The organism is Hylemonella sp. GW821-FHT10B10, assembly GCF_059415585.1.
Genome location: NZ_JBWKNN010000001.1, coordinates 304,049 through 325,677, shown reverse-complemented (window position 1 = coordinate 325,677; position 21,629 = coordinate 304,049). Strand labels below are relative to the sequence as shown.

Below are 21,629 nucleotides of genomic sequence, written 5' to 3'. Positions count from 1 at the left end.
GCCTTCGCTTTGCCGCCATGCCCCGCGCGCCCCATGGGCGCCGGGCCGCTCACCTCTTGCATCTTTGTCATGAAACCGTTTCTCCGGCAACAACTCGAACGCTACGCCCAGCGACTGGAAGAGCTGAACTTCCTGCTCTCGCGCGAGGACATCATGTCCGACATGGGCCAGTTCCTCGTGCTCTCGCGCGAGCACAACGAAGTCACGCAGATGGCCGGCCGCTACGCGCGCTACCAGCAGCGGGAAGCCGACCTGGCCGGTGCCCAGAGCATGCTGGCGGACCCCGACATGGCAGACATGGCACAGGAAGAAGTCACCGCGGCCAGCGCAGATCTGGTGCAGCTCGAAGAGGAGCTGCAACGCCTGCTGCTGCCCAAGGACCCGGACGACGAGCGCCCCGCCTTCCTGGAAATCCGTGCCGGCACCGGCGGTGACGAATCGGCCCTGTTCGCAGGCGACCTCTTGCGCATGTACAGCCGGTACTGCGAAAAGCGCGGCTGGAAGACCGAGCTCATCAGCGAATCCCCCAGCGAACTCGGCGGCTACAAGGAAGTGGTGCTGCGCATCGCCGGCGACCACGTCTACGGCGACCTGCGCTTCGAATCCGGCGGCCACCGCGTGCAGCGCGTGCCCGCCACCGAGACCCAGGGCCGCATCCACACCAGCGCCTGCACCGTGGCCGTGCTGCCCGAGCCCGACGAAGCCCAGGCCGTGCAGATCAATCCGGCCGACCTGCGCATCGACACCTTCCGCGCCAGCGGCGCCGGCGGCCAGCACATCAACAAGACCGACTCGGCCGTGCGCATCACGCACATCCCCACCGGCATCGTGGCCGAATGCCAGGACGACCGCAGCCAGCACCGTAACAAGGCCAAGGCCCTGCAGGTGCTCTCGGCCCGCATCCAGGAAAAGGAGCGCAGCGAACGCGCCGCCAAAGACGCGGCCATGCGCAAAGGGCTCATCGGCAGCGGTGACCGCAGCGACCGCATCCGCACCTACAACTTCCCGCAGGGCCGCCTGACCGACCACCGCATCAACCTCACGCTCTACAAGCTCGACCGCATCATGGAGGGCGAGCTCGACGAGGTGGTGGCTGCCCTGCGCCATGCGCGCGAGGCCGAACAGCTGGCGGAGTTGGAAGTAGGCAACAGCTGAGGGCCGGGAAGCGCCCCAGGCCTGCACAAATCCCCCGCAATCCGGCTTGCAGTCCTAGAATGCAGCTACATTTTCAGTAGCACACGACGTCGTTGGGAACCTCATGCAGATCCAGCAAGCCCTGAATGCGGCCTGCTCCGCCCTTGGGCTGGAGCGGCTGGACGCGCAATTGCTGCTGCTGCACACGCTGGGCCGCCCGCAGAACGACCGGGCCTGGCTGCTCGCCCACGACAGCGATGTCCTGGCCTCTGAGGCCGAGATGCGCTACATCAACCTCACCCGCCGCCGCGCCGCCGGCACCCCCCTGGCCTACCTGACCGGCCAGCGCGAGTTCTACGGCCTGACCCTGCAGGTGGACAGCCGCGTGCTGGACCCGCGCCCCGACACCGAGACCCTGGTGGACTGGGCGCTCGAACTGCTGACAGAACGGGGCTCGGCCATCGACCTCGGCACGGGCAGTGGTGCCATCGCCCTGGCGCTCAAGAGCCAGCGCCCTGCGGCCCGCGTCGAAGCCGTGGACAGCAGCCCCGAGGCCCTGGCCGTGGCCCAGGCCAATGCACAGCGCCTCGCACTCGATGTCGCTTTCCACGCCGGCAACTGGCTGGCGGGCCTGCAAGGGAAGTTCGACCTCATCGTCTCCAACCCGCCCTACATCGCCGAAGACGATCCGCACCTGGAAAAACTCGGCCATGAACCGCGCCTGGCCCTGAGCTCGGGTGCCGACGGCCTGGACGCCATCCGCGCCATCGTCACGCAAGCCCCGGCCCGGCTGCAACCGGGCGGCTGGCTGCTGCTGGAACACGGCTGGCAGCAGGCCGAGGCCGTGCGCGCCCTGCTCACGCAGGCCGGTTTTGCACAGGTGCAATCGCGCCGCGACCTGGCCGGCATCGAACGCTGCAGCGGCGGCCAGTGGCCCAAGGGCTGAGGGCCTCAGCCAGTGCGTCCCCGGCTCACATAGGGCGCCACAAAGAGCCACAGGCCCGTGAGCATCAGCAAGGCCAGCGGCAACAGAGGCGAATACGTCACCCAGTCGGGTGGCTCGCCTCGCGCCCTGACCGCGAAGTTGGCGATGACCGTGAGCGTAAAGAGGACGGACAGCCAGCGATGCACCTGCCTGATCCACAAACCCGGCGTCTTCATGAGCGGCCTCCCTTTGCGGGAGCCTTCAGCTCGATCATCTTCCAGCCATTGCCCGAGGGATCACGGAAACCCGCGTCCACCGTGCCGTAACGGTCCATCGGCTCCTGCGTGAACTCCACACCCTTGGCGCGCATGCGCTCATAGGCGGCACGGCAATCGCCCACCGTCAGCACCAGCGGCGGCATCGCGCCCTTGGCCACCATGGCCTGCAGGGTCTGTGCCGTGGCCGCGTCATGCACCGGCGGCCCCGGCATGAACAGGCCCAGCTGGAACAACGGCTGCTCCGGGCTCTGCACGGTCAGCCAGCGGTAGCTGCCATTGCGCACATCCGTGTGCACCCGAAAGCCCAGCTTCTCCACATAAAAGGCCAGCGCTTCCTCCTGATCGCGCACATACACCCCCACCACCTGTACACCCACACTCATGGTCACTCCTGTTGTTGAGCCCGTTTTGTAGCATCGGCCGCATGGCGCCGCTTCTCCAAAACTGAGGTCTTGAGGTTGGGGCGTTCCGCGGCACCCTGGATGCAGGCGGGCACGACCTGCAGGCCCCGCCCCTCGGACCGGGCCTGCTGCCGCATCGCGCCGGGGGTGTTGCCTGTGATCTCCCGGAACACGCGGCCGAACGTGCCCAGGCTGCGCCAGCCGGTCTGGAACGCGATGTCCGTGATGGACAGTTCGGTGTCGCGCAGCAGGGTCAGCGCCCGCTCGATGCGCCGCGTGAGCAGATAACGGTGCGGTGGCAGGCCAAAGGCTTCATTGAAGGAGCGCGCGAAATGCGCCTCCGACACATGGCTGATCTGCGCCAGCCGGCGCACGGGCCAATCCTCCTGGGGCATCGCATCCATGCGGTCTTTCGCACGGAGCAGGCGCCGCAGCAGCTGGGGGTTCTGGTTGACTGGACTTGCGCTCATGCCGGTGTCGGGTGAGGGTGGCCATGTAATGTAAGGGCTGCGCCCCTGCCCCTAATGAAAATCCCGGCTCTGCGTCGCCAGCCGTCCGAGCAGCGGCGTCAGGTCTTCCAGATGCCCCGCAATCAGGTGGCACACCGCACCCTGGCGCTGCCAGGTACCGTGCACGGCCATCAGGCGGGCCGCCAGCAAGGTCTCACGCTGTTTGTCGCGCAGCGCCTTCCACACGATGACCTGCACCGTGCCCGTCTCGTCCTCCAGCGTCACAAAGACCACGCCCTTGGCCGTGCCCGGCTGCTGCCGCGCCACCACCAGGCCACAGGCCCGTGTGGGCCGGCCATCGGGCAGCTGCTGCAGTTCCTCGGAGGTCAGCAGCCGTTGGGCACGCAGCCGCTCTCGCAGCAGCGCCAGCGGGTGGCGGCGCAGCGTCAGGCCCGTGGCCGCATAGTCGAAGACGATCTCCTCGCCCTCGGGCGCCTCCGGCAGCTCCAGCAGTTCTTCGCGCACCGGCGCGCCCTTCAGCAGGGCCGGCGCAGCTTGCAGGCCCGCCGCGTCCCAGACCTGCTGGCGGCGGTGGCCGCTGAGACTGAGCAAGGCATCGGCACTGGCCAGGGCCTTGAGGTCCAGCGCGTCCAGCCCGGCGCGCAGGGCCAGGTCTTCGGTGCTGCGGCAGGGCCCGGGTGCGCGGGCAGCCACGATGCGCTTCGCACTCGCCTCCTTGAGCCCCGCCACCAGGCGCAGCCCCAGGCGCACGGCGGGCCTTCCCTCTTCATCGGGCTCCAGCGTGCAGTCCCAGTCGCTGTGCCCCACGTCCGCCGGCCGCACCGTCACGCCGTGGCGCTGCGCGTCCTGCACCAGTTGCGAGGGGCCGTAGAAACCCATGGGCAATGAGTTGAGCAGGCCGGCGAGGAAGGCCGCAGGTTCGTGGCATTTGAGCCAGGCGCTGTCGTAGACCAGCAGCGCAAAACTGGCCGCGTGGCTTTCGGGGAAACCGTATTCGCCAAAGCCTTCGATCTGCCGGAAGATGGCCTCGGCAAATTCCTGCGCGTAACCGCGCGCCGTCATGCCGTCGATCAGGCGGCGCTGGAACTTGTCCACCCCGCCCCGGCGCTTCCACGCCGCCATGGCGCGGCGCAATTGATCCGCTTCCCCCGGTGTGAACCCCGCGGCGATGATGGCGATCTGCATCACCTGCTCCTGGAAGATGGGCACACCCAGCGTGCGCTCCAGCGCGGGGCGCAGCGCCTCCTGGGGCAGGGTGAAGGTCTCGCCGCGGCGCTGGCGCTCGCGCTGTTCCAGGAAGGGGTGCACCATGCCGCCCTGGATGGGCCCGGGCCGCACGATGGCCACCTCGATCACCAGGTCGTAGAAACAGCGCGGCTGCAAGCGCGGCAGCATGCTCATCTGTGCGCGGCTCTCGATCTGGAACACACCCACCGTGTCGGCGCGGCAGATCATCTCGTAGGTGGCCGCATCGCCATCAGGAATGTCCTGCAGGCGGAATTCCCGCCCGCGCCACTGGCCCACGAAGTCCAGCGTGCGTCGGATGGCGCTGAGCATGCCCAGGGCCAGCACGTCCACCTTCAGCAGGCCCAGCGCGTCGATGTCGTCCTTGTCCCACTCGATGGTGGTGCGCCCCTCCATGGCTGCGGGCACCACGGGCACCGTGCGCGTGAGCTTGTCACCCGTGAGCACGAAGCCCCCGCTGTGCTGCGAGAGGTGGCGCGGAAACCCCAGCAGCGGCCGCGTGAGCTCGATCAGCAGGCGGATCTGCCGGTTCTGCGCATCCAGCCCCAGCGCCTGCAGGCGCTCGTGGTTCACCTCGCCGCCGTCCCACCACTGGTGTGCCTTGGCCAGCGCATCGACGATCTCTCCGTCCATGCCCAGCGCCTTGCCCACATCGCGTATCGCGCCACGCGCGTGGTAGGTGTGCACGGCCGCGGTGAGCGCGGCTCGGTCGCGCCCGTACTTACCGTAGAGGTACTGGATCACCTCCTCACGCCGCTGGTGCTCGAAATCCACGTCGATGTCTGGCGGCTCCGCGCGCTCGCGGCTGATGAAGCGCTCAAACAGCACGCTGGTGCGTGCCGGGTCCACCTCGGTCACGCCCAGGCAGTAGCACACGACCGAGTTGGCCGCCGAGCCACGCCCCTGGCAGAGGATGCTTTGGCTGCGCGCAAAACGCACGATGTCGTAAACCGTGAGGAAGTATTTCTCGTAGCGCAGCTCGCTGATGAGCGCCAGCTCGCGCTCCGCCTGCTCCTGCACCGCCATCGGCACGCCCTGCGGGTAACGCAACTGCGCGCCTTCCAGCGTGGCGCGGCGCAGATAAGAGGCCGGCGTCTCGCCCGCAGGCACCACCTCTTCCGGGTATTCGTACTTCAGCTCGTCCAAGCTGAAGCTGCAGAGCTGCGCCACGCGCACCGTCTCGGCCAGCAGCTCCGGCGGGTAGAGCGCGGCCAGGCGCTGGCGCGAGCGCAGATGCGCCTCGGCATTGGGCTCCAAGGCAAAGCCGCACTCGGCCACGGGCCGGCCCAGGCGTATGGCCGTCATCACGTCCTGCAGCGGCTTGCGCGAACGCACATGCATGTGCACGCCGCCTGCGGCCACCAGCGGCACACCCGCGCCCTGCGCCGCCGCGCTCAAACACTCCAGCCACAGCGCGTCGTCCAGCCGATGCAACAGCTCCACGGCCAGCCAGCACGCTGCAAAGCGCAACCGCAGCCAGGCCAGGCGCGCGGCCAGCGCGGGTGCAAAGGCCGCGTCCTCGGGGCGCAGCGCTTCGCGGTTCGGCACCAGCAGGGCCAGTACGTCACGGCTGTCCAGGCCCAGCGCGTCCCAGTCTTGCGCCTGCACGCGGTAGCGGCGGTCGCTTTTCTTGTCCGGCTTTGCGCGCAGCTTCGTGATGAGTTCGCACAGCTCGCCATAGCCCGTGCGGCAACGCGCCAGCAGCAGCAGGGTGAAGCACTCCTCCGCGCCCTCGGCCTCCACCCGCAGCTCGGTGCCGATCAGCAGCGGTAGGCCCAGCTCTTTGGCCGCCCCATGCGCGCGCACCACCCCGGCCATGGAACATTCGTCCGTGATGGCTAGCGCGCTGTAGCCCAACTCATGCGCCCGCGCCACCAGCTCCTCCGGGCTCGAGGCCCCGCGCTGGAAGCTGAAGTTGCTCAGGGCATGCAGCTCGGCGTAGGCCGGCAGCGTGGCCGTGGGCTGGGCGGAGTGGCTGGAGTTCATGGCATGTCAGCCGGTGCAGATAGGGAAAGCTGCTCTAGTCAGGCGCGGTCTTGCGGGCTATATTGGTGACGCTGTGGCCACGCCGGCCGGCTGCCCTGCTGTCACGGGGTAGCGGTCTACAAGTCGCGTGGTTGTTGGGTCAAAACCAATAACTGTATTTTTATACAGTATAATTGCCGCAAGCACCGCGGGCAAGCCATGGACGGGAGGATGGAATGACCGGTTTGTTTCTCAGTCGCCGCTTTGGGTCGCAGAATTTGCGATCTACATCGCGTTAGCCATCATGTCAAAGCGCATTCCCACTGAGAGGCAAGTTCTACGCTGTATCTACGATGCGTATGAACCATCTTTTCCAATTGAGGGAGCGAACGCTGGAACGGTCTTTGTTGCGCTCAATATTGCAGAGCTTGCGGACAAACTTGGTTGCGACAAGCACGTTCTATTCGGCTACCTCTACTACCATCTTGATCACAAGTATCGGTACGCAACTGGAGAAAACAGTTATGTCCACCTTTTCGCGCCCAAGGCAGGTGAATTGCGCCATGCCATCAATCTGCCCTATCTGGCCGCCATTCTTGCTGGCCAAGACCAAGAACACTCCAAGTTTGCTTGGTCACTAGGCGTTTCCTTGGTTGCATTGGCTCTATCTGTGGGGGCCATCATTGCTCAACTGGTTGCAACGAAATGATGGCTTGTTTGGCCTACGGAGAAGAAACTCCGATGACTAGAACGTGCCAGCCAGTCCAAGAAACACCAAGCCCAGTACTCAAACGGGACGCCGCAAAATCGTGACGTTTCTTTGACTCACGCTAGACATCAAAGAATGCGCCACTTGCCGATTCGCACGCATCTAATTGTCGCGATCGAATTCGCGGCCGGGCTGGTTTCACTTGTGCTTGGAGCACTCTGGATCAAAGAACCATCTGGTCCATACGAACCCTACCTCGTGGTTACGGGTCTCGCCTTCGTCGCCACAGAGGCGTTTCGCAGGTACGAGGGACGGCTCTTTAAGGTCGAGGGCGTAGAACGTAGCCCGTCGGAACGTGTGCAGCATCACGAAAGACTGCGCATCCTATTTCGCGAGGAAATCAATCGCTGTAGGGCGCATGACTTGCGGAAAGACGTCATCGTTAGGCACGTCAATCGACTCGACGCCTATCCAGACGCAGGCGAACACTCTGGTATTTCGCCTTGGTTCAAAGCCGGACTGCTGGACACCTATCACGCAGGAATAAAAGTTGGCTTGGGGTGGGAAGGATTAATCGAGTCACCAATCGGCCTACGGAAACCCGACTACAAGAAAGACGAACGCGGAACCGTCACGTTGATGTTGATGGGCGAAATTCCCTACGACTTTATCGAAACAATGAACGTCGATGGTGACGAGTACTACTACCTTCCCCATATCTACTGTCATTTCGCAAATAACGGCGAACCTTACGAGCGCCTCTACTACGCGGAAAAGGTGGACATGGGAAATGGTCACGACTACTGGAAAGAAATCGTTGCATATAACGTGGTTCGGCAGAACACTGATGCACAGAGAAGCGCTGCTGTCTAACATTGGCACATACTCGCAGCGCAGATACCGCTGATTCCTTCTCACTACGGCGCTGCTGCCCGTGAGCCGGTTGAACACTCAGCGTTAACGCTTGGAAGCTGCATAAACCCCACGTCTTTCCTAGGTGTTTTCCCTTCGTAGCTGTCAGTTGGCACAGTTACCAACGCAGGTCAGCTCTTCACACAAGACTTTTTGGTCGTGCTACGGTCGCACAGCATTTCGTCGAATGTGAGGTGCGATTATGAAATTTGCTCTTGTCGATAAGCTTCGCCAGGAAGCTCAGCCGAATCTCTCAGGTGTCTGTCAGGCGTGCGGCCGTCCTATGGTTGCCAAGTGCGGAGAACGCAGGATCTGGCACTGGGCTCACCAGGCACGCAATGCCTGTGACCCCTGGTGGGAAAACGAAACCGAATGGCATCGCGCCTGGAAGGGGCTGTTTCCCTTGGCCTGGCAAGAGGTTATTCACTACGCGGGAAGTGGTGAGAAGCACATTGCCGATGTGAAAACCGCTCAAGATTGGGTACTAGAGTTTCAGCATTCGCACATAAAGCCCGACGAGCGCCGATCTCGCGATGCGTTCTATTCGAAGCTGGTCTGGGTGGTGGATGGAATGCGACGGAAAAGAGACAAGACGCAACTTGTGAAAGCGTGGAATGCGGGCACCCCGGTTAACCCGCTGATTCGGAAAATTACGCCGGATGGCTGTGCATTGATTGAGGAATGGGTAGGCAGTCGTGTACCTGTCCTTTTTGATTTTGGCGACGAAGTGCTTTTGTGGCTATTGCCCAACCCTTTCAGCAGTCAGGCATATGTTGCGATCTACCCCCGCGCCGATTTCATCAAAGTTCATTGCGATGAGACAGACGCATTGGCCAATAATTTCGATCAGTTGATCAAGAGCCTCGACACATTGGTTGAACTGCACGAATCACTTCTGAGTCAAGCACCAAAGCCAACTCCACAACCTCTTCCAGGCTTTCAGAGGTATTTGGCTCTCCAAAGCCGGCGGCGTAGGCGGTTCTAAATTCGGTTAGCGGACGCATGCGTACGAGTTTCAAAGCTTAAAACCCCACCGCTTACCACCGCAAAGATAGTCGCAGCAAACTTCAGCGCTATCGCACGAAAACCCACCGTGTCTCAAACACGCTTCTTGCAAGAGGCTTGCCATTGAGCCTCAAGCTGCGCTTGAGCACGAAGTCATACAGCAGCGGGTTGTGCCGGCGTATGGCCACCAGCACCGGCACTGCGGCCGGATCGAGCAGGCCCGCCTCGGCAAAGCCGCGCGTGACATACAGCGGCATGAAGGCCGGCAGCGGGTAGTCGGAACCGTTGAGCAGACGCCCTGCCCAATCACCGCCCTCGTGCGCGCGCTCCAGCACGCGGCGCAGCGGCCGGCCGGCGCGGGCGGTCTGGGTGATGGCGGAGAGGTCGCCGTAGAGCCTGCCCACGTGGGCGGGCTCGTCCATCAGGCGTTCGAAGAGCGAGAAGCTGTCTACCCAGGGGCCGCCATCGGGGTGGCCGACCGCCTTGTCCAGGTCGCGGTCTTCGCCCATCGACGCGCAGTGCGCCATGATGACGGTGACGCCGTGTTCCAGCGCGCGGCGCAGGCGCAGGGGGTTGCCCAGGCTGTCGTCACCGGGGGCGGCGCGTTCCTGGCCGGCGTGGGTGATGAGCGGCAGCTGGTGGCGCGCCAGGGCCTCAAAAGCACGGTCGCAGCGGGGTGAGGCCGGGTCTATGCCCTGCGCGGCAGGGATCCATTTCATGGCGCGCGCGCCGTTGGCCACGGCCTGCGCGATGGCCTCTGCCGCATCCGACCGGTAGGGGTGCACCGACGCCACCCACTCGAAGCGCTGCGGCCAGCGGCGGGCGATCTGCGCGCAATAGTCGTTGCCCACCCAGAAGTGGCTGCGGTCCAGCACACGCCGGCCTTCGCCGTCGTGCCAGGCGTCAAGCGCCAGCAGCATGAGCTTGTGGCCGGCGGGCATGGCCTCCACGAGTTGCAGCAGGTGCGCGAGCAGCGCGTCGTCGGTGGGGCCGGCGCCGCTGCCGGCCAAACAGGCGGCGTCGCGCATGAAAAATTCCTGCGCGCGGGCGAAGAGCTGTTGGGTGTAAGGGCCCTGGTCGTCATTGAAGCCGACGTCACCACCGCCATCGCCAGTGCCGAAGACATGCGCGTGCATGTCCCACACCTGCGTTGCGTCCAGCCCGTCCCAGGCGGCACGCACCAGCGCGTGCTGGGCCAGCTCGGGCGGCAGCGGCCCGGCGCAGGGATTGAGCAGCCCCTCCTCCGGCCACAGCCGCCAGGCGGCCAGGCCCGCCAGGCCCGCGAGCGCGGCGCTGGTGAGAGCGAAACGGCGTCTGGTGGAAGACATGGCTGATATCATGCCCGAGACCATCCCCCATGGAGACCTTGCGTGCGCGGGCGCTTGCACCGCAGTGCGCAGCACGGAGGTTACCCAATGAGCGCGACGATCACGCTGCCGCTGTGGCTGTTTCTCATCCTGCTGGCCCTGGCGGTGTGGGCTGCGGGTGTGCTGCTGCTGGCACCCAGCATGCGCTGGTTCTTCCGGCGCCGCATCAACCGCCTCATCCAGGACGTCAACACCCGGCTGCAGCTGCAGCTGCCGCGCTTCAAGCTGACACGGCGCGAGGTGCTGGTGGACCGCCTGTTCCACGACCCGCGGGTGCAGGCGCTGATCGAGCGCGAGTCGGCCCGCACGGGCGAACCCCTGATGGCGCTGCGCCGACGCGTGAACGGCTACGCGCGCGAGATCGTGCCGGCCTTCAACCCCTACCTCTATTTTCGCGTGGGCTACTGGCTCTCCAAGCTCGTGGCGCGTGCCCTCTACCGCGTGCGCCTGGGTTACCTGGACGAGGCGGGCCTGGCGGCGGTGGACTCGCGCTCTTCGGTGGTGTTCGTGATGAACCACCGCAGCAACTTCGACTACATCCTGGTCGCCTTCATGGCGGCCGAGCGCACCGCGCTGTCTTACGCGGTGGGCGAGTGGGCGCGGGTGTGGCCGCTGCAGGCGCTGGTGCGTTCGCTGGGCGCCTATTTCGTGCGGCGCAATTCGGGCGACCCGCTGTACCGGGCGGTGCTGTCGCGCTACGTGCAGATGGCCACCGAGGCCGGCGTGCCGCAGGCGCTTTTTCCCGAAGGCGGGCTCACCATCGACGGCGCGCTGCGGCCGCCGAAGTTCGGCCTGCTGGACTACATGGTGAAGGGCTTCGATGCGCAGGGTGAGGGCGACATCGTGTTCATCCCCGTGGGCATCAACTACGACCGCGTGCTGGAAGACCGTACCCAGCTGCTCAAGCTCAAGCCCGAGCCCGAGCGCCGCCGCACCGGCCTGACCCGCGCCCTGGGCACGACGCTGCGCTTTGCGCTGCACAACCTGTGGCTGGTGCTGACGCGCCGCTGGTACCGCCTGGGCTACGCCTGTGTGAACTTCGGCAGCCCGGTCTCGCTGCGCCGCGAGATCCAGGCGCAGGGCGTGGATTTCGCGAAGCTCGACGACGAGGCCCGCAAGCCGGCCGTGGCCGCGCTGGGCCAGCGCCTGATGGAAGCCATAGGCCAGGTCATCCCCGTGGTGCCGGTGGCGCTGGTGGCACGGGTGCTGCGCGCCGCGCCGGAACAGGCACGCTCGATGCTGGAGATCAAGTCGGCAGCGTTTGCGCTAATGGAAGACTGGGAACAGCGCGGCGCCCATGTCTACATCCCCCGCACGGACCGCGACTACGCCATCGAGGTGGGCCTGCGCATGCTGCTGCTGCGGCACATCGTGGAGGAAGTAGAAGAGGGCCTGTTCCGCGCCATGGCAGAGAACCGTGCACTGCTGGACTACTACGCCAACTCGATCGCCCATGTAGGCGAAACAGCGGCCCAGACCCCATGAGCTTCGACACCCTGCTGCGCATCGCCTCGCTCTGCGTCGTGCTCGCGGGGGCGGAAATGCTGCACGGCATAGCCCGCACGGTGTGGGTGGTGCCGCGCATCGGCAAGGAACGCGCGATCAAACTCAGCGCGCTCACGGGCTCGGTACTGGCCTTCGTGATCTGCTGGCTGCTGGTGCCGCCCATGCAGCTGCAAGGCGCGCTGGCACACGGGCTGCTGGGTCTCACCCTCGCGGCTTTCATGGCGGCTTTCATGGCGGCCTTCGATCTGGCCGTCGGCCGCTTCGTGATGCGCAAGGCCTGGCACAAGCTCTGGCCCGACTTCAACCCCGCCACAGGCAACTACCTGCTCTACGGCCTGCTCTTCCTCTGCGTGGCGCCGCTGCTCGTGAGCTGGCTGCGGTCTCAGCCATAGACCCCCTGCAAGTACCACGCCGGCTCGCCCGCGCTGCGGCGCCGGTACACCCAGAGCAGACCCGCCTGCGGGCTGCGGGCCACAAAATAGTCGCGCAGGGCCAGTTCTTCGCCCTCCGCTTCCGCACTCGACAACAGACTCCACCAGCCAGACTCCAGCCGCTCGGGGCCGGCCAGCATGTGCAGCTGGCCCTGGTAGAGCGGGCGCTCACCCTGCATGGCCAGGCGCAGCGGCTCGCGCAGGATCCAGGGCGGTTGCAGTTGCAGATGCTTGGGCAGTACGGGTGCTTTGCTGTTCACCGCACCCTCTCCCGCCGGCGCCCAGGCTTGCATGTGCTGGGGCCGATGGTCGGCCAGCAGCTGGCCGCGCAAGACACGGTCTGCGCCCAGGCGCACGGACAGGCGCTCGATGAGTTGTTGCAACGGCTCACCCTTTCGCACTTCTTCGGGCAAGAGGCTGGCGCTCGTGGTTTGCAGGGCCTCGGTCTCGGTGGCGTCCAGGCGGATGGCCTGCACCGGCGCGGGCAGGGTCAAACGCGCCAGGTGTTCACTGAGCAGGCGGGCCAGATGCGTGATGTCGCGCGTGGCCTCGGCGGTGCGCACATCCAGGTGCCCGTTGTGCAGTTCACCGCGGCGCACGAGGTCGTGTTCCCAATGCAGGGTGATGGCGAGCACACCGCGCTGCCGTGCCAGCAGCCAGCTGGCCAGCTGGCCCAATAGGCGGCGTGCGCCAAAGAGCATGCCCTCGGCCACTTCGATGCGGCCGTTGAATTCCAGGCGTACGCTGAATTGCTGGGGCAATTCGATCCACTCGAAGGCCTCGGGCCGCTGGGCGTAGGCACGGTCCAGCGCCTCCAAGAGTGCAGCGCCGAAGCGGCGCGAGACACCGCCACGCGGCAGCGCACGCACATCACCCAGCGTACGGCAGCCCAGGCGTGCAAGCACGTCTTCCTGTGCATGCGCGGCACTCAGATGCGCAAGGGGCAGCGCATCGAGCATGGCACCGAGGCGGCGCACGGTGCAGGACACGGCGGGTACAGGCGTGGTCTCAACCCCCGGCGGCAACGTCCGCAGCAGGGCCAGCGCGGCCAAGGCCGTGGAGGCCACGGCCAGGCCCGTGCCGCCGGCTAAGGCCAGTTCGTCACGCAGGCGCTGCAGCAGCGCGCGCTGGCCGCCGAAGAGGCGCAGGCTGGCTCCGGCCTCCAGCAGCACCGCCTCTTCCAGCACGCAGACCCGGGGGCTGAACGACAGGGCCCACCAGGCAAGGGCTTGCTGTTCAGGACTGGGCTGCGCGGGCTCATGCGCTCTGGAGCTGGCGTCGGGCGGTGCGGGTGGGCGCAGGGCGATCCACAGCATGACCGGGGTCCTTGAGGTGACGTCGCTTGCGCAGCGCGGCCATCACGGGCAACGGTGCAGCAAGGGTGAGAGGGTGGTCATTCACAGGACCGCGGCGCTTGAGCAGCTCGACGCTCAGGCCCTGCGCGTCTGCTGCGCTGCGCAGTGTGAGGCGCAGCGGCGCGGGCGAGGACTCGTGCCGCGCGGCTTCGGGCCTGAAGGCGAAGACCAGCGCCTGCGTGGCTGTGCTGGCCAGCTGCAGGCGGCGCAGCTGCTCGGGCCGCGCCTGCGGCACCCAGGTCATGAGCGCGCCAAGATCACGACAACGCAAGACCTGCTCGGCAGCCCAGAGGCGTTCAGCCGGGGTATGGGCGTCGATGCGCAGCAGCTGCGCGGCCGGGATGCCCGCGGCCACCAGCGCGGGCAGGTGCGGCAACAGTGGTGCGCCGATGAGCACGAGCGGCCCATGGACCACGGCGGCCTTGAGCGCGGGCAAGAGCAGGCGCCATTCGTGCTGACCGCTCCGCACCTGCAGCACTTCGGTCAACTGCCCCAGAGGCCAGCCGCCGCCGGGCAGTTCGGCGTCGAGCTCCGGGTGGCCGCTGGTCAGCACGGCCTGCGCGGTCTGGTGCAGCTGATCCGCACGCCAGACACCTGCGACGTCGTCGGGTGATGACACAGAGGGCACAAGACGCAGAACAGCAGACATGGCGATCTCTCAAAGCGTGATCAGAGGGGGATCAGATCCGCCGTGCCCGAGAGCAGGGGGCGGCAGAGGATCTTGTAACCGTCGGCATCGAAACCCGCTGCAGGCTGGTCCAGCGTACGAGCGGCGGCCATGGAGTCCGCGCTACCGAGGTAGCACCAGTTGCGCACGACGTGGATCTGCTCCAGGCCTTCCTCGTCGCGCTCGCGCAGGCCGATGGCACCGGCATGCGGCCAGCAGGCCACGCGCAGGGTTTCGAGTGCGGCGATCAGGCGCTCTTGATGAACGGCCGGGGTTTCGTCACCACGGCATACCCCCGCGCACTGGTGCAACGCGGCGCGAAAACAGGCGCGGCCGGACGCGAGCCGTTCCAGCCCCAGCGCGCCGTAGCAGAGCTTGTGCAGGTCGGCCAGATTGCGCAGGCCGTCGAGCGCGGCGTGGCGGCTGCCGTAGAGGCCGAAGAGGTCGGGTGTGGTGGCGAAGTTGTGGGTGCGCGCGTCCACCACCTCGGGGCGGCCCGCGGCGTCCAGGCGCAGGGCGCAGAGCTGGCGGCTGCGGCGCAGCTTCTGGTTGTAGAGCGGTTGCTGCTGCTTGATGAGGCTGGCTTCGAGCAGCAGGGCGCCCACTTCACCCGCGGTGCGGCGGTGGGTGATGAGGCGGGTCTGACGCAGCAGGCGCGCTTCATCGGGGTTGCGCAGGTGCGAGAGCACGCGCGCGCGCAGGTTCACGCTCTTGCCGATATAAAGCGGCAGCGCGTCGCCCGGCTCACCGTGGAAGGTGTAGACGCCGGGCATGTGCGGCAGCGCCTCCACGCACTCGCGCAGGTGCTCGGGGTATTCGTAAATGCGGGCCTCGTCGAACTCGAGGCGGCGGCGGGAGGGGATGTGCATGGCGGGGGCGCTACACGCGTGGGGCTTCGGTTTCGGTCTGGGTGATGGGCGGCCGGGGCACGCCATGCCTGCATCTTGCCACACTACTGTTTTTAAAACCAGTACAATGCCGCAAGCCTTACTGCGTCTGGTTCTCAGTCCCATTCCCCAGTGTCAGGGGGCTTGAAAGCTGTGCGCTTTGCATGACAATGCAGGCTGTCTCCCACAACAAGGAAAAGGAAGGCCCATGAAAGGCGACCCGCAAGCCATTGCCCACCTGCAGGCCCAGCTCAAGAACGAGTTGACCGCCATCAACCAGTACTTCGTGCACTACCGCATGCTCAAACACTGGGGCCTGGACAAGCTGGCCAAGAAGGAATACGAGGAGTCGATCGGCGAGATGAAACACGCCGACAAGCTCATGGACCGCATCTTCACGCTGGACGGCCTGCCCAATCTGCAGGACCTGGGCAAGCTCCACATCGGCGAGAACGTGCCCGAGATCCTGCGCAGCGACCTGGCGCTGGAGACAGGCGCGCAGGCCACCATCAAGGACGGCATCGCCCACTGCGAGAAGGTGCGCGACTATGTCTCGCGTGACCTGCTGCAGGAGATCCTGGACGACACCGAAGAGCACATCGACTTTCTCGAGACCCAGATCGAGCTGCTGGACAAGGTGGGCCTGCAGAACTACCTGCAAAGCCAGATGGGCGAGATTTCCTGAAGCCTGGGCGGCGCCGAAAACAACAAAGCCGCTCATCGAGCGGCTTTGTTGTTTTCGGCGCAAGGCTCAGGCGGCGGCCTTCACTTGCGCCTGGTTGGCCACGGTGCGCGGCGCGGCGCGTGCCCTGTTCAGCCCGCGAAGGGGGTTTCTGGCAGGCCGCGCACGCCTGGCACGTCCAGAGCGAACAGCGCGCCTGACAGGGGGGCACTGGCCAGTGCCTGTGTGCCCAGCCGCACGGATGCGCTGGTGACATAGAGGGTGCCGAGGTCTGCACCACCGAAGCAGCAACTGGTGGGCCTGGGCACCGGCAGGCGCACGCGCATGAGCTCGCGGCCGTCGGGCGCGAAACGCACCAGTTCCCAGCCGTCCCAGACGGCCACCCACAGGCAGCCATCGGCGTCCACGGTCAGGCCATCGGGCTTGCCCTCAGCCGTACCAAACACCACCAGCGGGCGGCGGTGGGCGATGCGGCCTGCCGCGAGGTCGAAGTCGTATTCGTAGATGGTCTTGCGGAAGGTGTCGGTGAAATACATCCGCGTGTTGTCCGGACTGAAACCCAGCCCGTTGGGTACGGTGAAGCCGCTGTCGACCTTCTCCCAGCTGCCGTCCGGATCGACGCGGAAAAGGTTGCCCCGGTTGGGCATGGCACCCATATCCATCGAACTGACCCACAGGCGGCCACGCCGGTCACATTTGCCGTCGTTGTAGCGGTTGCCCGGGCGGGTGGATTCTGGGTGGGCGAACAGCGTCATGCGGCCCGAGTCGGGCGCCATGGCCATCAGGCCCGCCGGCGTGGCCAGCAGCAGCCCCCCCGACGCCATGGGCACCACCATGCTCACCATCGAGCCCAGAGGGGTTTCCCGCTGCTGGCCGCTTGTTGCATCCAGCTGGTGAAGGGCGGGAGCGAGGATGTCCACCCAGTACAGGGCGTTGTCGCGCGGTGACCAGATCGGGCCCTCGCCGAGCAGCGCACGTGCCTCGCCCACGGCATGCACGGCCGGTGTGGGGGCCTCGGGCGGTTCGGTATGCTCCAGCAGCGACATGGGCTGACCCGCCGCGCTGTGCGTGATGGTGCGGGCCGCGCCGATCAACTCGGCCGACAGGCTGTGCGCGCGCCGCGCATCCAGCTGGGCCGTACTGGCCGTGACGGCCACCGCGCCGATGACCCGTCCTTCGTAGTCGAACACCGGTGCCGCCACGCTCACACGTGTGGCGTCGTATTCGCTCACTTCCAGCGCGTAGCCGCGTGCGCGGGTGAGGTCCAGTTCGGCGCGCAACGCCGGTTCGTCGACGAGGGTGCGTTCGGTGAAGCGCACCAGCGGCGAAGCCGCCAGCAGATCGCTCTGCTGGGCGGGCGGCAGGCAGGCCGCGATCGCCTTGCCGGCGGCGCTGGCATGCAGGGGCAGGCGCAACCCGACCTTGGAGGTCGCCTGCGGTTCACGGCCCGCATCTTCGTTGGCGACCACCACCATCTGCTGGCCGCTCAACACCACCAGCTGCACACTTTCGTCGAACGCGTTGCGCAGGCGGACCAGCTCGTCCTGGGCCGCCACGCGCAGGTCGAAATCGCTCCAGACCTCGTGCGCCAGTTCCAGCAACCGGAACCCGAGCTGGAAGGTCTTGTTGTAGCTGTCGTGGCGCAGCAGGCCTTCGCGCACCAGGGTGCCCAGCATGCGGTGCAGGGTCGACTTTGGCAGGGCCGAGGCGCGCTGCAGCTGCGTGAAAGTCATGGGGGCGCGGGCTGCCGATACCAGGTTCAGCACGGCCATGGCTTTTTCCAGAACCCCCAGGCCGGGGGCGGTGACAGCAGCGGTGGATGCGGTGTTTTCTGACATGGCGTAGGCCGGAATTCTAGGTCAGGGCCCCTCCGGGTAAGTACCAATGAATGGAACTCACCCATTGAATGCATGTGATGACTACAATAAGGTTCCATTCATCGGAACTAATTGGATAGACGACGTGACATCTCCTACTGCCCTTTCAGGGGTCTTCCCTGTCCTGCCCACCCCGTTCGATGCCGCTGGCGCACCCGATGAAAAGGCGCTGCGTGGCCTGGTGCGCTACCTGCTGGAGGCGGGTGTCGATGGCATCACCTACCCGGGCGTGGCCAGCGAGGTGGGGCAGCTCACCGTGCCCGAGCGCCTCTCGCTGACGGCCGCCGTGCTCCATGAGGTGGCGGGCCGGGTGCCGGTGGTGGCGGGGGTGTCCAGTGGTCAGGCCGAGACGACGATCGAGCTGGCACGTGCCGCGATCGCGCAGGGCGCGGCAGGTCTGATGGTGGCCGTGCCGCCCGACCGCCCGACCGCTGCGCAACAGATCGGCTACTTCAGCGAGGTGGCGGCCGCGGTGCCGGGTGCGGCCATCGTGCTGCAGAACGTCCCTTTGCCGGTGGGCGCCGGCCTGGACCCCGAAGCCATCGTCGAGGTAGCGAAAGCCGTCCCGGCGATCCGCTACGTGAAGGAAGAGACGCTGCCCAGCGGCCAGCGCCTGACGGTGTTGCGCGAGCGCGGCCCGGTCACGCTGGCGGGTGTATTCGGAGGCGCCGGCGGGCGTTACATCACCGACGAGCTGCGCCGTGGCGCGGCCGGCACCATGCCCGCCATCGAACTGGCCGAGGTGCATGTGGCGCTGTTCAAGGCCCACCGGGCGGGCGACGTCGCACGCGTGCGTGAACTCTTCACTCGCATGCTGCCCATCCTGAACGTGCAGGCGGTGTTCCGCTGGTCCCTCACCAAGTACGTACTGAGAGCACGTGGCCTGCTCAGCAGCGAGAACCAGCGCGCAGCCGGTCCGCGGCTGGATACGCTGGACAAGGCCGATGTGGACGGTTTTCTCGGCGACCTGCAGGACCTCCTGTTGCCGACGCACCCGCTGCGCAGGAGCGCGAAATGACCCCCGCGCGCATCGCCGCCATCGAGACCTTCATCGTCTCGCTGCCGCGTGAAACGCCCTACCTGGGCCCGCTGGGCGAGGGCGAGCGGGTGAGTGCGCGTGGCTACCTGGTGCGGCAGGGCAACCGCACGATCTACCCGAGCACCGACATGTCGGTGCTGATCAAGGTGACAGCCGAGGACGGCACGCATGGCTGGGGCGAGACCTACGGTATTGTCGCCCCCGAGGCGGTGACCGCCATCATCGACGACGTGCTCGGCCCGGTGATCGTCGGGCGCGACACGCGCGACGCCACCGCCATCCACGAAGACCTGTACGACCTCATGCGCGTGCGCGGGGCCTCGGGCGGCTTCTGGGGCGATGCGATCGCCGGCATCGACATCGCGCTGTGGGACCTGGCGGGCAAGCTCACGGGCCTGCCGGTGGCCAAGCTGCTGGGTGGGCAGCGCACCACGCGCGTGCCCGCCTATGTGTCGGGCCTGCCGGGCCAGACGCTTGACGACAAGGTGAAGCTCGCGCGCGATTTCGCAGCGCGCGGTTTCGATGCCATCAAATACGCGGCGGCCGTGTCGTTCGATGGCATCGTTGACGAGATGCGCGCGCTGCGCGAGGCGCTGGGTCCGCGTGTGAAGCTGATGGTGGACCTGCACTGGAAGTTCGACGCGGGCGAGGCGATCCAGCTGATCGACAGGCTCGCGCCGTACAACCCGTATTTCGTCGAGGCGCCGTGTGCCGCCGAAGACCTCGAAGGCCAGGCGCGCGTGGCCGCCGCCGCGCGTGTGCCAGTAGCGCTGGGTGAGGAGTGGCATTCGGTGCACGAGGCGCTGCCCCGCTTCGAGCGCCGCGCGATGTCCATCGTGCAACCCGAGATGGGCCACACCGGCATCAGCCAGTTCATGCAGATCGGCCGCATGGCGAACGCCTTTCACATGCGCGTGGTTCCGCACGCCAGCATCGGCGTGGGCATCTTCCAGGCAGCGAGCCTGCACGCGGCGGCCTCGCTGCCCAACGTTCCGATGCACGAGTACCAGCACTCGGTGTTCGACCGCAACCTGCGTTTCGTCGACACCACCATGCGCTGCGAAAGCGGCGCCTTCATCCTTCCCGACGGACCGGGCCTGGGCATAGCGCCCAACGCATCGCTCTGGTCCTTCCTGCGCGACAAAGCCGACCTGTCATGACCACTGTTCCCTCTGCCCTGATCGCCATCGACTGGGGTACCTCCAATCTGCGCGCCAGCCTGCTCGATGCGAGCGGCCAGATGATCGAGACGCGCGCCGCGCCCGGTGGCGTCATGGCCGTGAAGGACGGCCGTTTTGCCGAGGCGCTGCTGTCGCTGTGCGGCGACTGGATAGCGCGCCGCGCGGGTACGCTGATCGCCAGTGGCATGGTCGGCAGCCGCCAGGGCTGGAAGGAAGCCGCCTACCTGGACTGCCCCGCTGGCCTGGGCGAGGCCGCTGCGCAGCTCACGCGCGTGGAGGTGAAACCGGGCGTGACGCTGCACATCGTGCCCGGCCTGACCTGCCGCAGCCCCGACGGCGAAGACGACGTGATGCGCGGCGAAGAGACACAGATGTGGGGCGCCGACCTGCCCACCGGCAGCATCTGCGTGCTGCCCGGCACACACGCCAAGTGGGCCTGGATCGGCGACACCGGCCAGGTGACGCGCTTCGCCACCTACATGACGGGTGAGCTGTACGGCCTGTTGACCCAGCACGGCATCCTGGGGCGGCTCATGCAGTTCGGCCACAGCGTGCCCGAGGCCTTCGAGGCCGGGGTGACACTGGGGCTGGAACAGAGCGACAACGCGACGCACGTGATCTTTGCCACCCGCACCGCTGGCCTGATGGGGCGTGTGGCGGCCGAGGGCCTGCCCGACTACCTCTCCGGCATTCTCATGGGTGTCGAGATCGGCAGTGCCACGCGCGTTGCGCGCCCACACGAGGTCGTGCTGCTGGGCGACGACGGCCTGTGCACCCGCTATGCCAGGGCGCTGTCGCTGGCCGGCATCACCAGCACACGTGCGGCCGATGGCGCCACCACACGCGGCCAGTGGCGCGTCGCGCAGCAGGCGGGTCTGCTGAAGGACGCGGCGTGAGCGCGCCACGCCCGGGCGAACGCGTGGCGCAGGCCCTGACGGCCTGCCCGCTGGTGGCCATCCTGCGGGGCATCACGCCGGACGAGGCGGTGGCCGTGGGGCGTGCCCTGCTGGAGGCTGGCATCGGCGTGATCGAAGTGCCGCTGAACTCTCCCCAACCGCTGCAAAGCATTCGCCTGCTAGCCGACGCACTCGCGGGCCAGGCCGTCATCGGCGCCGGCACTGTGCTGCGGGCGCACGATGTGGACGCAGTGGCGGCAGCCGGTGCGGTGCTTGTGCTCTCGCCCAACTTCAATGCGGCGGTGGTGCGTCGCACCAAGGCCCTTGGCCTGTATGCGATGCCCGGCGTGGCGACCGCAAGTGAAGGCTTCAACGCACTCGACGAGGGAGCCGACGCGCTCAAGCTGTTTCCGGGCGAGCAGCTTGGCCCCCCGGTGATCAAGGCCTGGCGTGCGGTGTTCCCGCACACGACCCCGATGTTCAGCGTCGGCGGCGTCAACCTCGACAACCTGCCCGCCTTCAGGGCCGCTGGGGCGAGTGGTGCGGGCATAGGCTCGGCACTCTATGCGCCTGGCACGCCACCCGAGGAGGTCGCGCGCCGCGCCCGGGCGTTCGTTGACCGCTGGCAGGCGTGAGCGTTTGCGGGTACCGCTCAAAGGTGTTTTTCGGTTGGGTTTTCCAAGCAAGACGACAGACA

At 66.6% G+C, this 21,629-nt stretch carries 21 protein-coding genes; 12 read left to right on the top strand and 9 right to left on the bottom strand.

Features of this window, described 5'->3' with window-relative positions; all coding sequences use genetic code 11:
- The first annotated feature begins 69 nt into the window (after positions 1-69).
- Entirely contained in the window at positions 70-1,155 is a 1,086-nt protein-coding gene (gene prfA, locus AC07NT_RS01575; protein WP_498598182.1) for a peptide chain release factor 1, read from the top strand.
- Positions 1,156-1,258: 103 nt separating this feature from the next.
- Positions 1,259-2,080 (top strand): peptide chain release factor N(5)-glutamine methyltransferase, encoded by an 822-nt coding sequence (gene prmC / locus AC07NT_RS01570; protein WP_498598183.1) that lies wholly within the window; start codon positions 1,259-1,261, stop codon positions 2,078-2,080.
- Between the two features lie 5 nt (positions 2,081-2,085).
- On the opposite strand, the gene AC07NT_RS01565 is transcribed toward prmC, so the two are convergent.
- From AC07NT_RS01565 to AC07NT_RS01550, 4 genes are read right to left on the bottom strand one after another with little or no spacing between them, the layout of a single operon-like run.
- On the bottom strand, positions 2,086-2,295 hold the full coding sequence (locus AC07NT_RS01565; protein ID WP_498598184.1) for a hypothetical protein: 210 nt from the start codon (positions 2,293-2,295) through the stop codon (positions 2,086-2,088).
- Positions 2,292-2,720, bottom strand: coding sequence for a VOC family protein (locus tag AC07NT_RS01560; RefSeq protein ID WP_498598185.1), 429 nt, complete (start codon positions 2,718-2,720; stop codon positions 2,292-2,294). The genes AC07NT_RS01565 and AC07NT_RS01560 overlap by 4 nt, the downstream gene beginning before the upstream one ends.
- Before the next feature lie 2 nt (positions 2,721-2,722).
- The gene (locus AC07NT_RS01555; protein ID WP_498598186.1) at positions 2,723-3,208 is read right to left on the bottom strand and encodes a helix-turn-helix domain-containing protein; all 486 of its coding nucleotides are present in this window, start codon (positions 3,206-3,208) and stop codon (positions 2,723-2,725) included.
- Positions 3,209-3,259: 51 nt separating this feature from the next.
- Positions 3,260-6,439, bottom strand: coding sequence for an error-prone DNA polymerase (locus AC07NT_RS01550; protein WP_498598187.1), 3,180 nt, complete (start codon positions 6,437-6,439; stop codon positions 3,260-3,262).
- Positions 6,440-6,722: 283 nt separating this feature from the next.
- Here AC07NT_RS01550 and AC07NT_RS01545 point away from each other — a divergent pair, with 283 nt between their 5' ends.
- The 3 genes from AC07NT_RS01545 to AC07NT_RS01535 all read left to right on the top strand — a co-directional run bounded on the left by AC07NT_RS01545 (position 6,723) and on the right by AC07NT_RS01535 (position 9,024).
- On the top strand, positions 6,723-7,127 hold the full coding sequence (locus AC07NT_RS01545; protein ID WP_498598188.1) for a hypothetical protein: 405 nt from the start codon (positions 6,723-6,725) through the stop codon (positions 7,125-7,127).
- A 144-nt stretch (positions 7,128-7,271) separates the two neighbouring features.
- Positions 7,272-8,000 (top strand): hypothetical protein, encoded by a 729-nt coding sequence (locus AC07NT_RS01540; protein ID WP_498598189.1) that lies wholly within the window; start codon positions 7,272-7,274, stop codon positions 7,998-8,000.
- A gap of 241 nt (positions 8,001-8,241) precedes the next feature.
- Positions 8,242-9,024: a competence protein CoiA gene (locus tag AC07NT_RS01535; RefSeq protein ID WP_498598190.1), complete on the top strand. Its 783-nt coding sequence runs from the start codon at positions 8,242-8,244 to the stop codon at positions 9,022-9,024.
- Positions 9,025-9,112: 88 nt separating this feature from the next.
- Here the strand turns inward: AC07NT_RS01535 and AC07NT_RS01530 are convergent, their stop codons facing one another.
- Positions 9,113-10,372: an amidohydrolase family protein gene (locus AC07NT_RS01530; RefSeq protein WP_498598191.1), complete on the bottom strand. Its 1,260-nt coding sequence runs from the start codon at positions 10,370-10,372 to the stop codon at positions 9,113-9,115.
- 87 nt (positions 10,373-10,459) lie between these two features.
- Here AC07NT_RS01530 and AC07NT_RS01525 point away from each other — a divergent pair, with 87 nt between their 5' ends.
- Both AC07NT_RS01525 and AC07NT_RS01520 read left to right on the top strand, forming a co-directional pair.
- Positions 10,460-11,896: a 1-acyl-sn-glycerol-3-phosphate acyltransferase gene (locus AC07NT_RS01525; protein WP_498598192.1), complete on the top strand. Its 1,437-nt coding sequence runs from the start codon at positions 10,460-10,462 to the stop codon at positions 11,894-11,896.
- Positions 11,893-12,309, top strand: coding sequence for a hypothetical protein (locus tag AC07NT_RS01520; RefSeq protein ID WP_498598193.1), 417 nt, complete (start codon positions 11,893-11,895; stop codon positions 12,307-12,309). Before AC07NT_RS01525 ends, AC07NT_RS01520 begins: the two co-directional genes overlap by 4 nt.
- On the opposite strand, the gene AC07NT_RS01515 is transcribed toward AC07NT_RS01520, so the two are convergent.
- Genes AC07NT_RS01515 through cho form a run of 3 tightly spaced genes read right to left on the bottom strand, consistent with a single transcriptional unit; the run spans position 12,300 to position 15,239 of the window.
- Positions 12,300-13,664 carry a Y-family DNA polymerase gene (locus AC07NT_RS01515; RefSeq protein WP_498598194.1) on the bottom strand — a complete coding sequence of 455 codons (1,365 nt, stop codon included), beginning with the start codon at positions 13,662-13,664 and terminating at the stop codon, positions 12,300-12,302. The genes AC07NT_RS01520 and AC07NT_RS01515 overlap by 10 nt on opposite strands.
- Positions 13,606-14,352, bottom strand: a complete 747-nt coding sequence (gene imuA, locus AC07NT_RS01510; RefSeq protein ID WP_498598195.1) for a translesion DNA synthesis-associated protein ImuA — start codon at positions 14,350-14,352, stop codon at positions 13,606-13,608. The genes AC07NT_RS01515 and imuA overlap by 59 nt, the downstream gene beginning before the upstream one ends.
- Positions 14,353-14,372: 20 nt before the next feature.
- Positions 14,373-15,239 (bottom strand): excinuclease Cho, encoded by an 867-nt coding sequence (cho, locus tag AC07NT_RS01505; RefSeq protein ID WP_498598196.1) that lies wholly within the window; start codon positions 15,237-15,239, stop codon positions 14,373-14,375.
- Positions 15,240-15,465: 226 nt separating this feature from the next.
- Between cho and bfr the strand changes: the two genes are divergently transcribed.
- The gene (bfr, locus tag AC07NT_RS01500; RefSeq protein ID WP_498598197.1) at positions 15,466-15,942 is read left to right on the top strand and encodes a bacterioferritin; all 477 of its coding nucleotides are present in this window, start codon (positions 15,466-15,468) and stop codon (positions 15,940-15,942) included.
- Positions 15,943-16,070: 128 nt separating this feature from the next.
- On the opposite strand, the gene AC07NT_RS01495 is transcribed toward bfr, so the two are convergent.
- A complete protein-coding gene (locus AC07NT_RS01495) occupies positions 16,071-17,777 on the bottom strand; it encodes an SMP-30/gluconolactonase/LRE family protein (RefSeq protein ID WP_498598198.1) in 1,707 nt (568 codons plus the stop codon).
- A 124-nt stretch (positions 17,778-17,901) separates the two neighbouring features.
- Between AC07NT_RS01495 and AC07NT_RS01490 the strand changes: the two genes are divergently transcribed.
- The 4 genes from AC07NT_RS01490 to AC07NT_RS01475 are packed head-to-tail and all read left to right on the top strand — an operon-like array spanning position 17,902 to position 21,567.
- Positions 17,902-18,834, top strand: coding sequence for a dihydrodipicolinate synthase family protein (locus AC07NT_RS01490; protein WP_498598199.1), 933 nt, complete (start codon positions 17,902-17,904; stop codon positions 18,832-18,834).
- Positions 18,831-20,015, top strand: coding sequence for a mandelate racemase/muconate lactonizing enzyme family protein (locus tag AC07NT_RS01485; protein ID WP_498598200.1), 1,185 nt, complete (start codon positions 18,831-18,833; stop codon positions 20,013-20,015). The genes AC07NT_RS01490 and AC07NT_RS01485 overlap by 4 nt, the downstream gene beginning before the upstream one ends.
- On the top strand, positions 20,012-20,932 hold the full coding sequence (locus AC07NT_RS01480) for a 2-dehydro-3-deoxygalactonokinase (RefSeq protein WP_498598201.1): 921 nt from the start codon (positions 20,012-20,014) through the stop codon (positions 20,930-20,932). The genes AC07NT_RS01485 and AC07NT_RS01480 overlap by 4 nt, the downstream gene beginning before the upstream one ends.
- A complete protein-coding gene (locus AC07NT_RS01475; RefSeq protein WP_498598202.1) occupies positions 20,929-21,567 on the top strand; it encodes a 2-dehydro-3-deoxy-6-phosphogalactonate aldolase in 639 nt (212 codons plus the stop codon). The genes AC07NT_RS01480 and AC07NT_RS01475 overlap by 4 nt, the downstream gene beginning before the upstream one ends.
- The last annotated feature ends 62 nt before the right edge of the window (positions 21,568-21,629 follow it).

Excerpts from the sequence above, each read along its gene's own strand:
- AC07NT_RS01485 (WP_498598200.1), top strand. The coding sequence starts at position 18,831 with ATGACCCCCGCGCGCATCGCCGCCATCGAGACCTTCATCGTCTCGCTG.
- imuA (WP_498598195.1), bottom strand. The coding sequence starts at position 14,352 with ATGTCTGCTGTTCTGCGTCTTGTGCCCTCTGTGTCATCACCCGACGAC.
- AC07NT_RS01560 (WP_498598185.1), bottom strand. The coding sequence starts at position 2,720 with ATGAGTGTGGGTGTACAGGTGGTGGGGGTGTATGTGCGCGATCAGGAG.
- AC07NT_RS01495 (WP_498598198.1), bottom strand. The coding sequence starts at position 17,777 with ATGTCAGAAAACACCGCATCCACCGCTGCTGTCACCGCCCCCGGCCTG.
- AC07NT_RS01530 (WP_498598191.1), bottom strand. The coding sequence starts at position 10,372 with ATGTCTTCCACCAGACGCCGTTTCGCTCTCACCAGCGCCGCGCTCGCG.
- AC07NT_RS01525 (WP_498598192.1), top strand. The coding sequence starts at position 10,460 with ATGAGCGCGACGATCACGCTGCCGCTGTGGCTGTTTCTCATCCTGCTG.
- prfA (WP_498598182.1), top strand. The coding sequence starts at position 70 with ATGAAACCGTTTCTCCGGCAACAACTCGAACGCTACGCCCAGCGACTG.
- AC07NT_RS01565 (WP_498598184.1), bottom strand. The coding sequence starts at position 2,295 with ATGAAGACGCCGGGTTTGTGGATCAGGCAGGTGCATCGCTGGCTGTCC.
- AC07NT_RS01520 (WP_498598193.1), top strand. The coding sequence starts at position 11,893 with ATGAGCTTCGACACCCTGCTGCGCATCGCCTCGCTCTGCGTCGTGCTC.
- AC07NT_RS01535 (WP_498598190.1), top strand. The coding sequence starts at position 8,242 with ATGAAATTTGCTCTTGTCGATAAGCTTCGCCAGGAAGCTCAGCCGAAT.
- AC07NT_RS01515 (WP_498598194.1), bottom strand. The coding sequence starts at position 13,664 with ATGCTGTGGATCGCCCTGCGCCCACCCGCACCGCCCGACGCCAGCTCC.
- AC07NT_RS01555 (WP_498598186.1), bottom strand. The coding sequence starts at position 3,208 with ATGAGCGCAAGTCCAGTCAACCAGAACCCCCAGCTGCTGCGGCGCCTG.
- AC07NT_RS01545 (WP_498598188.1), top strand. The coding sequence starts at position 6,723 with ATGTCAAAGCGCATTCCCACTGAGAGGCAAGTTCTACGCTGTATCTAC.
- cho (WP_498598196.1), bottom strand. The coding sequence starts at position 15,239 with ATGCACATCCCCTCCCGCCGCCGCCTCGAGTTCGACGAGGCCCGCATT.
- AC07NT_RS01550 (WP_498598187.1), bottom strand. The coding sequence starts at position 6,439 with ATGAACTCCAGCCACTCCGCCCAGCCCACGGCCACGCTGCCGGCCTAC.
- bfr (WP_498598197.1), top strand. The coding sequence starts at position 15,466 with ATGAAAGGCGACCCGCAAGCCATTGCCCACCTGCAGGCCCAGCTCAAG.
- prmC (WP_498598183.1), top strand. The coding sequence starts at position 1,259 with ATGCAGATCCAGCAAGCCCTGAATGCGGCCTGCTCCGCCCTTGGGCTG.
- AC07NT_RS01480 (WP_498598201.1), top strand. The coding sequence starts at position 20,012 with ATGACCACTGTTCCCTCTGCCCTGATCGCCATCGACTGGGGTACCTCC.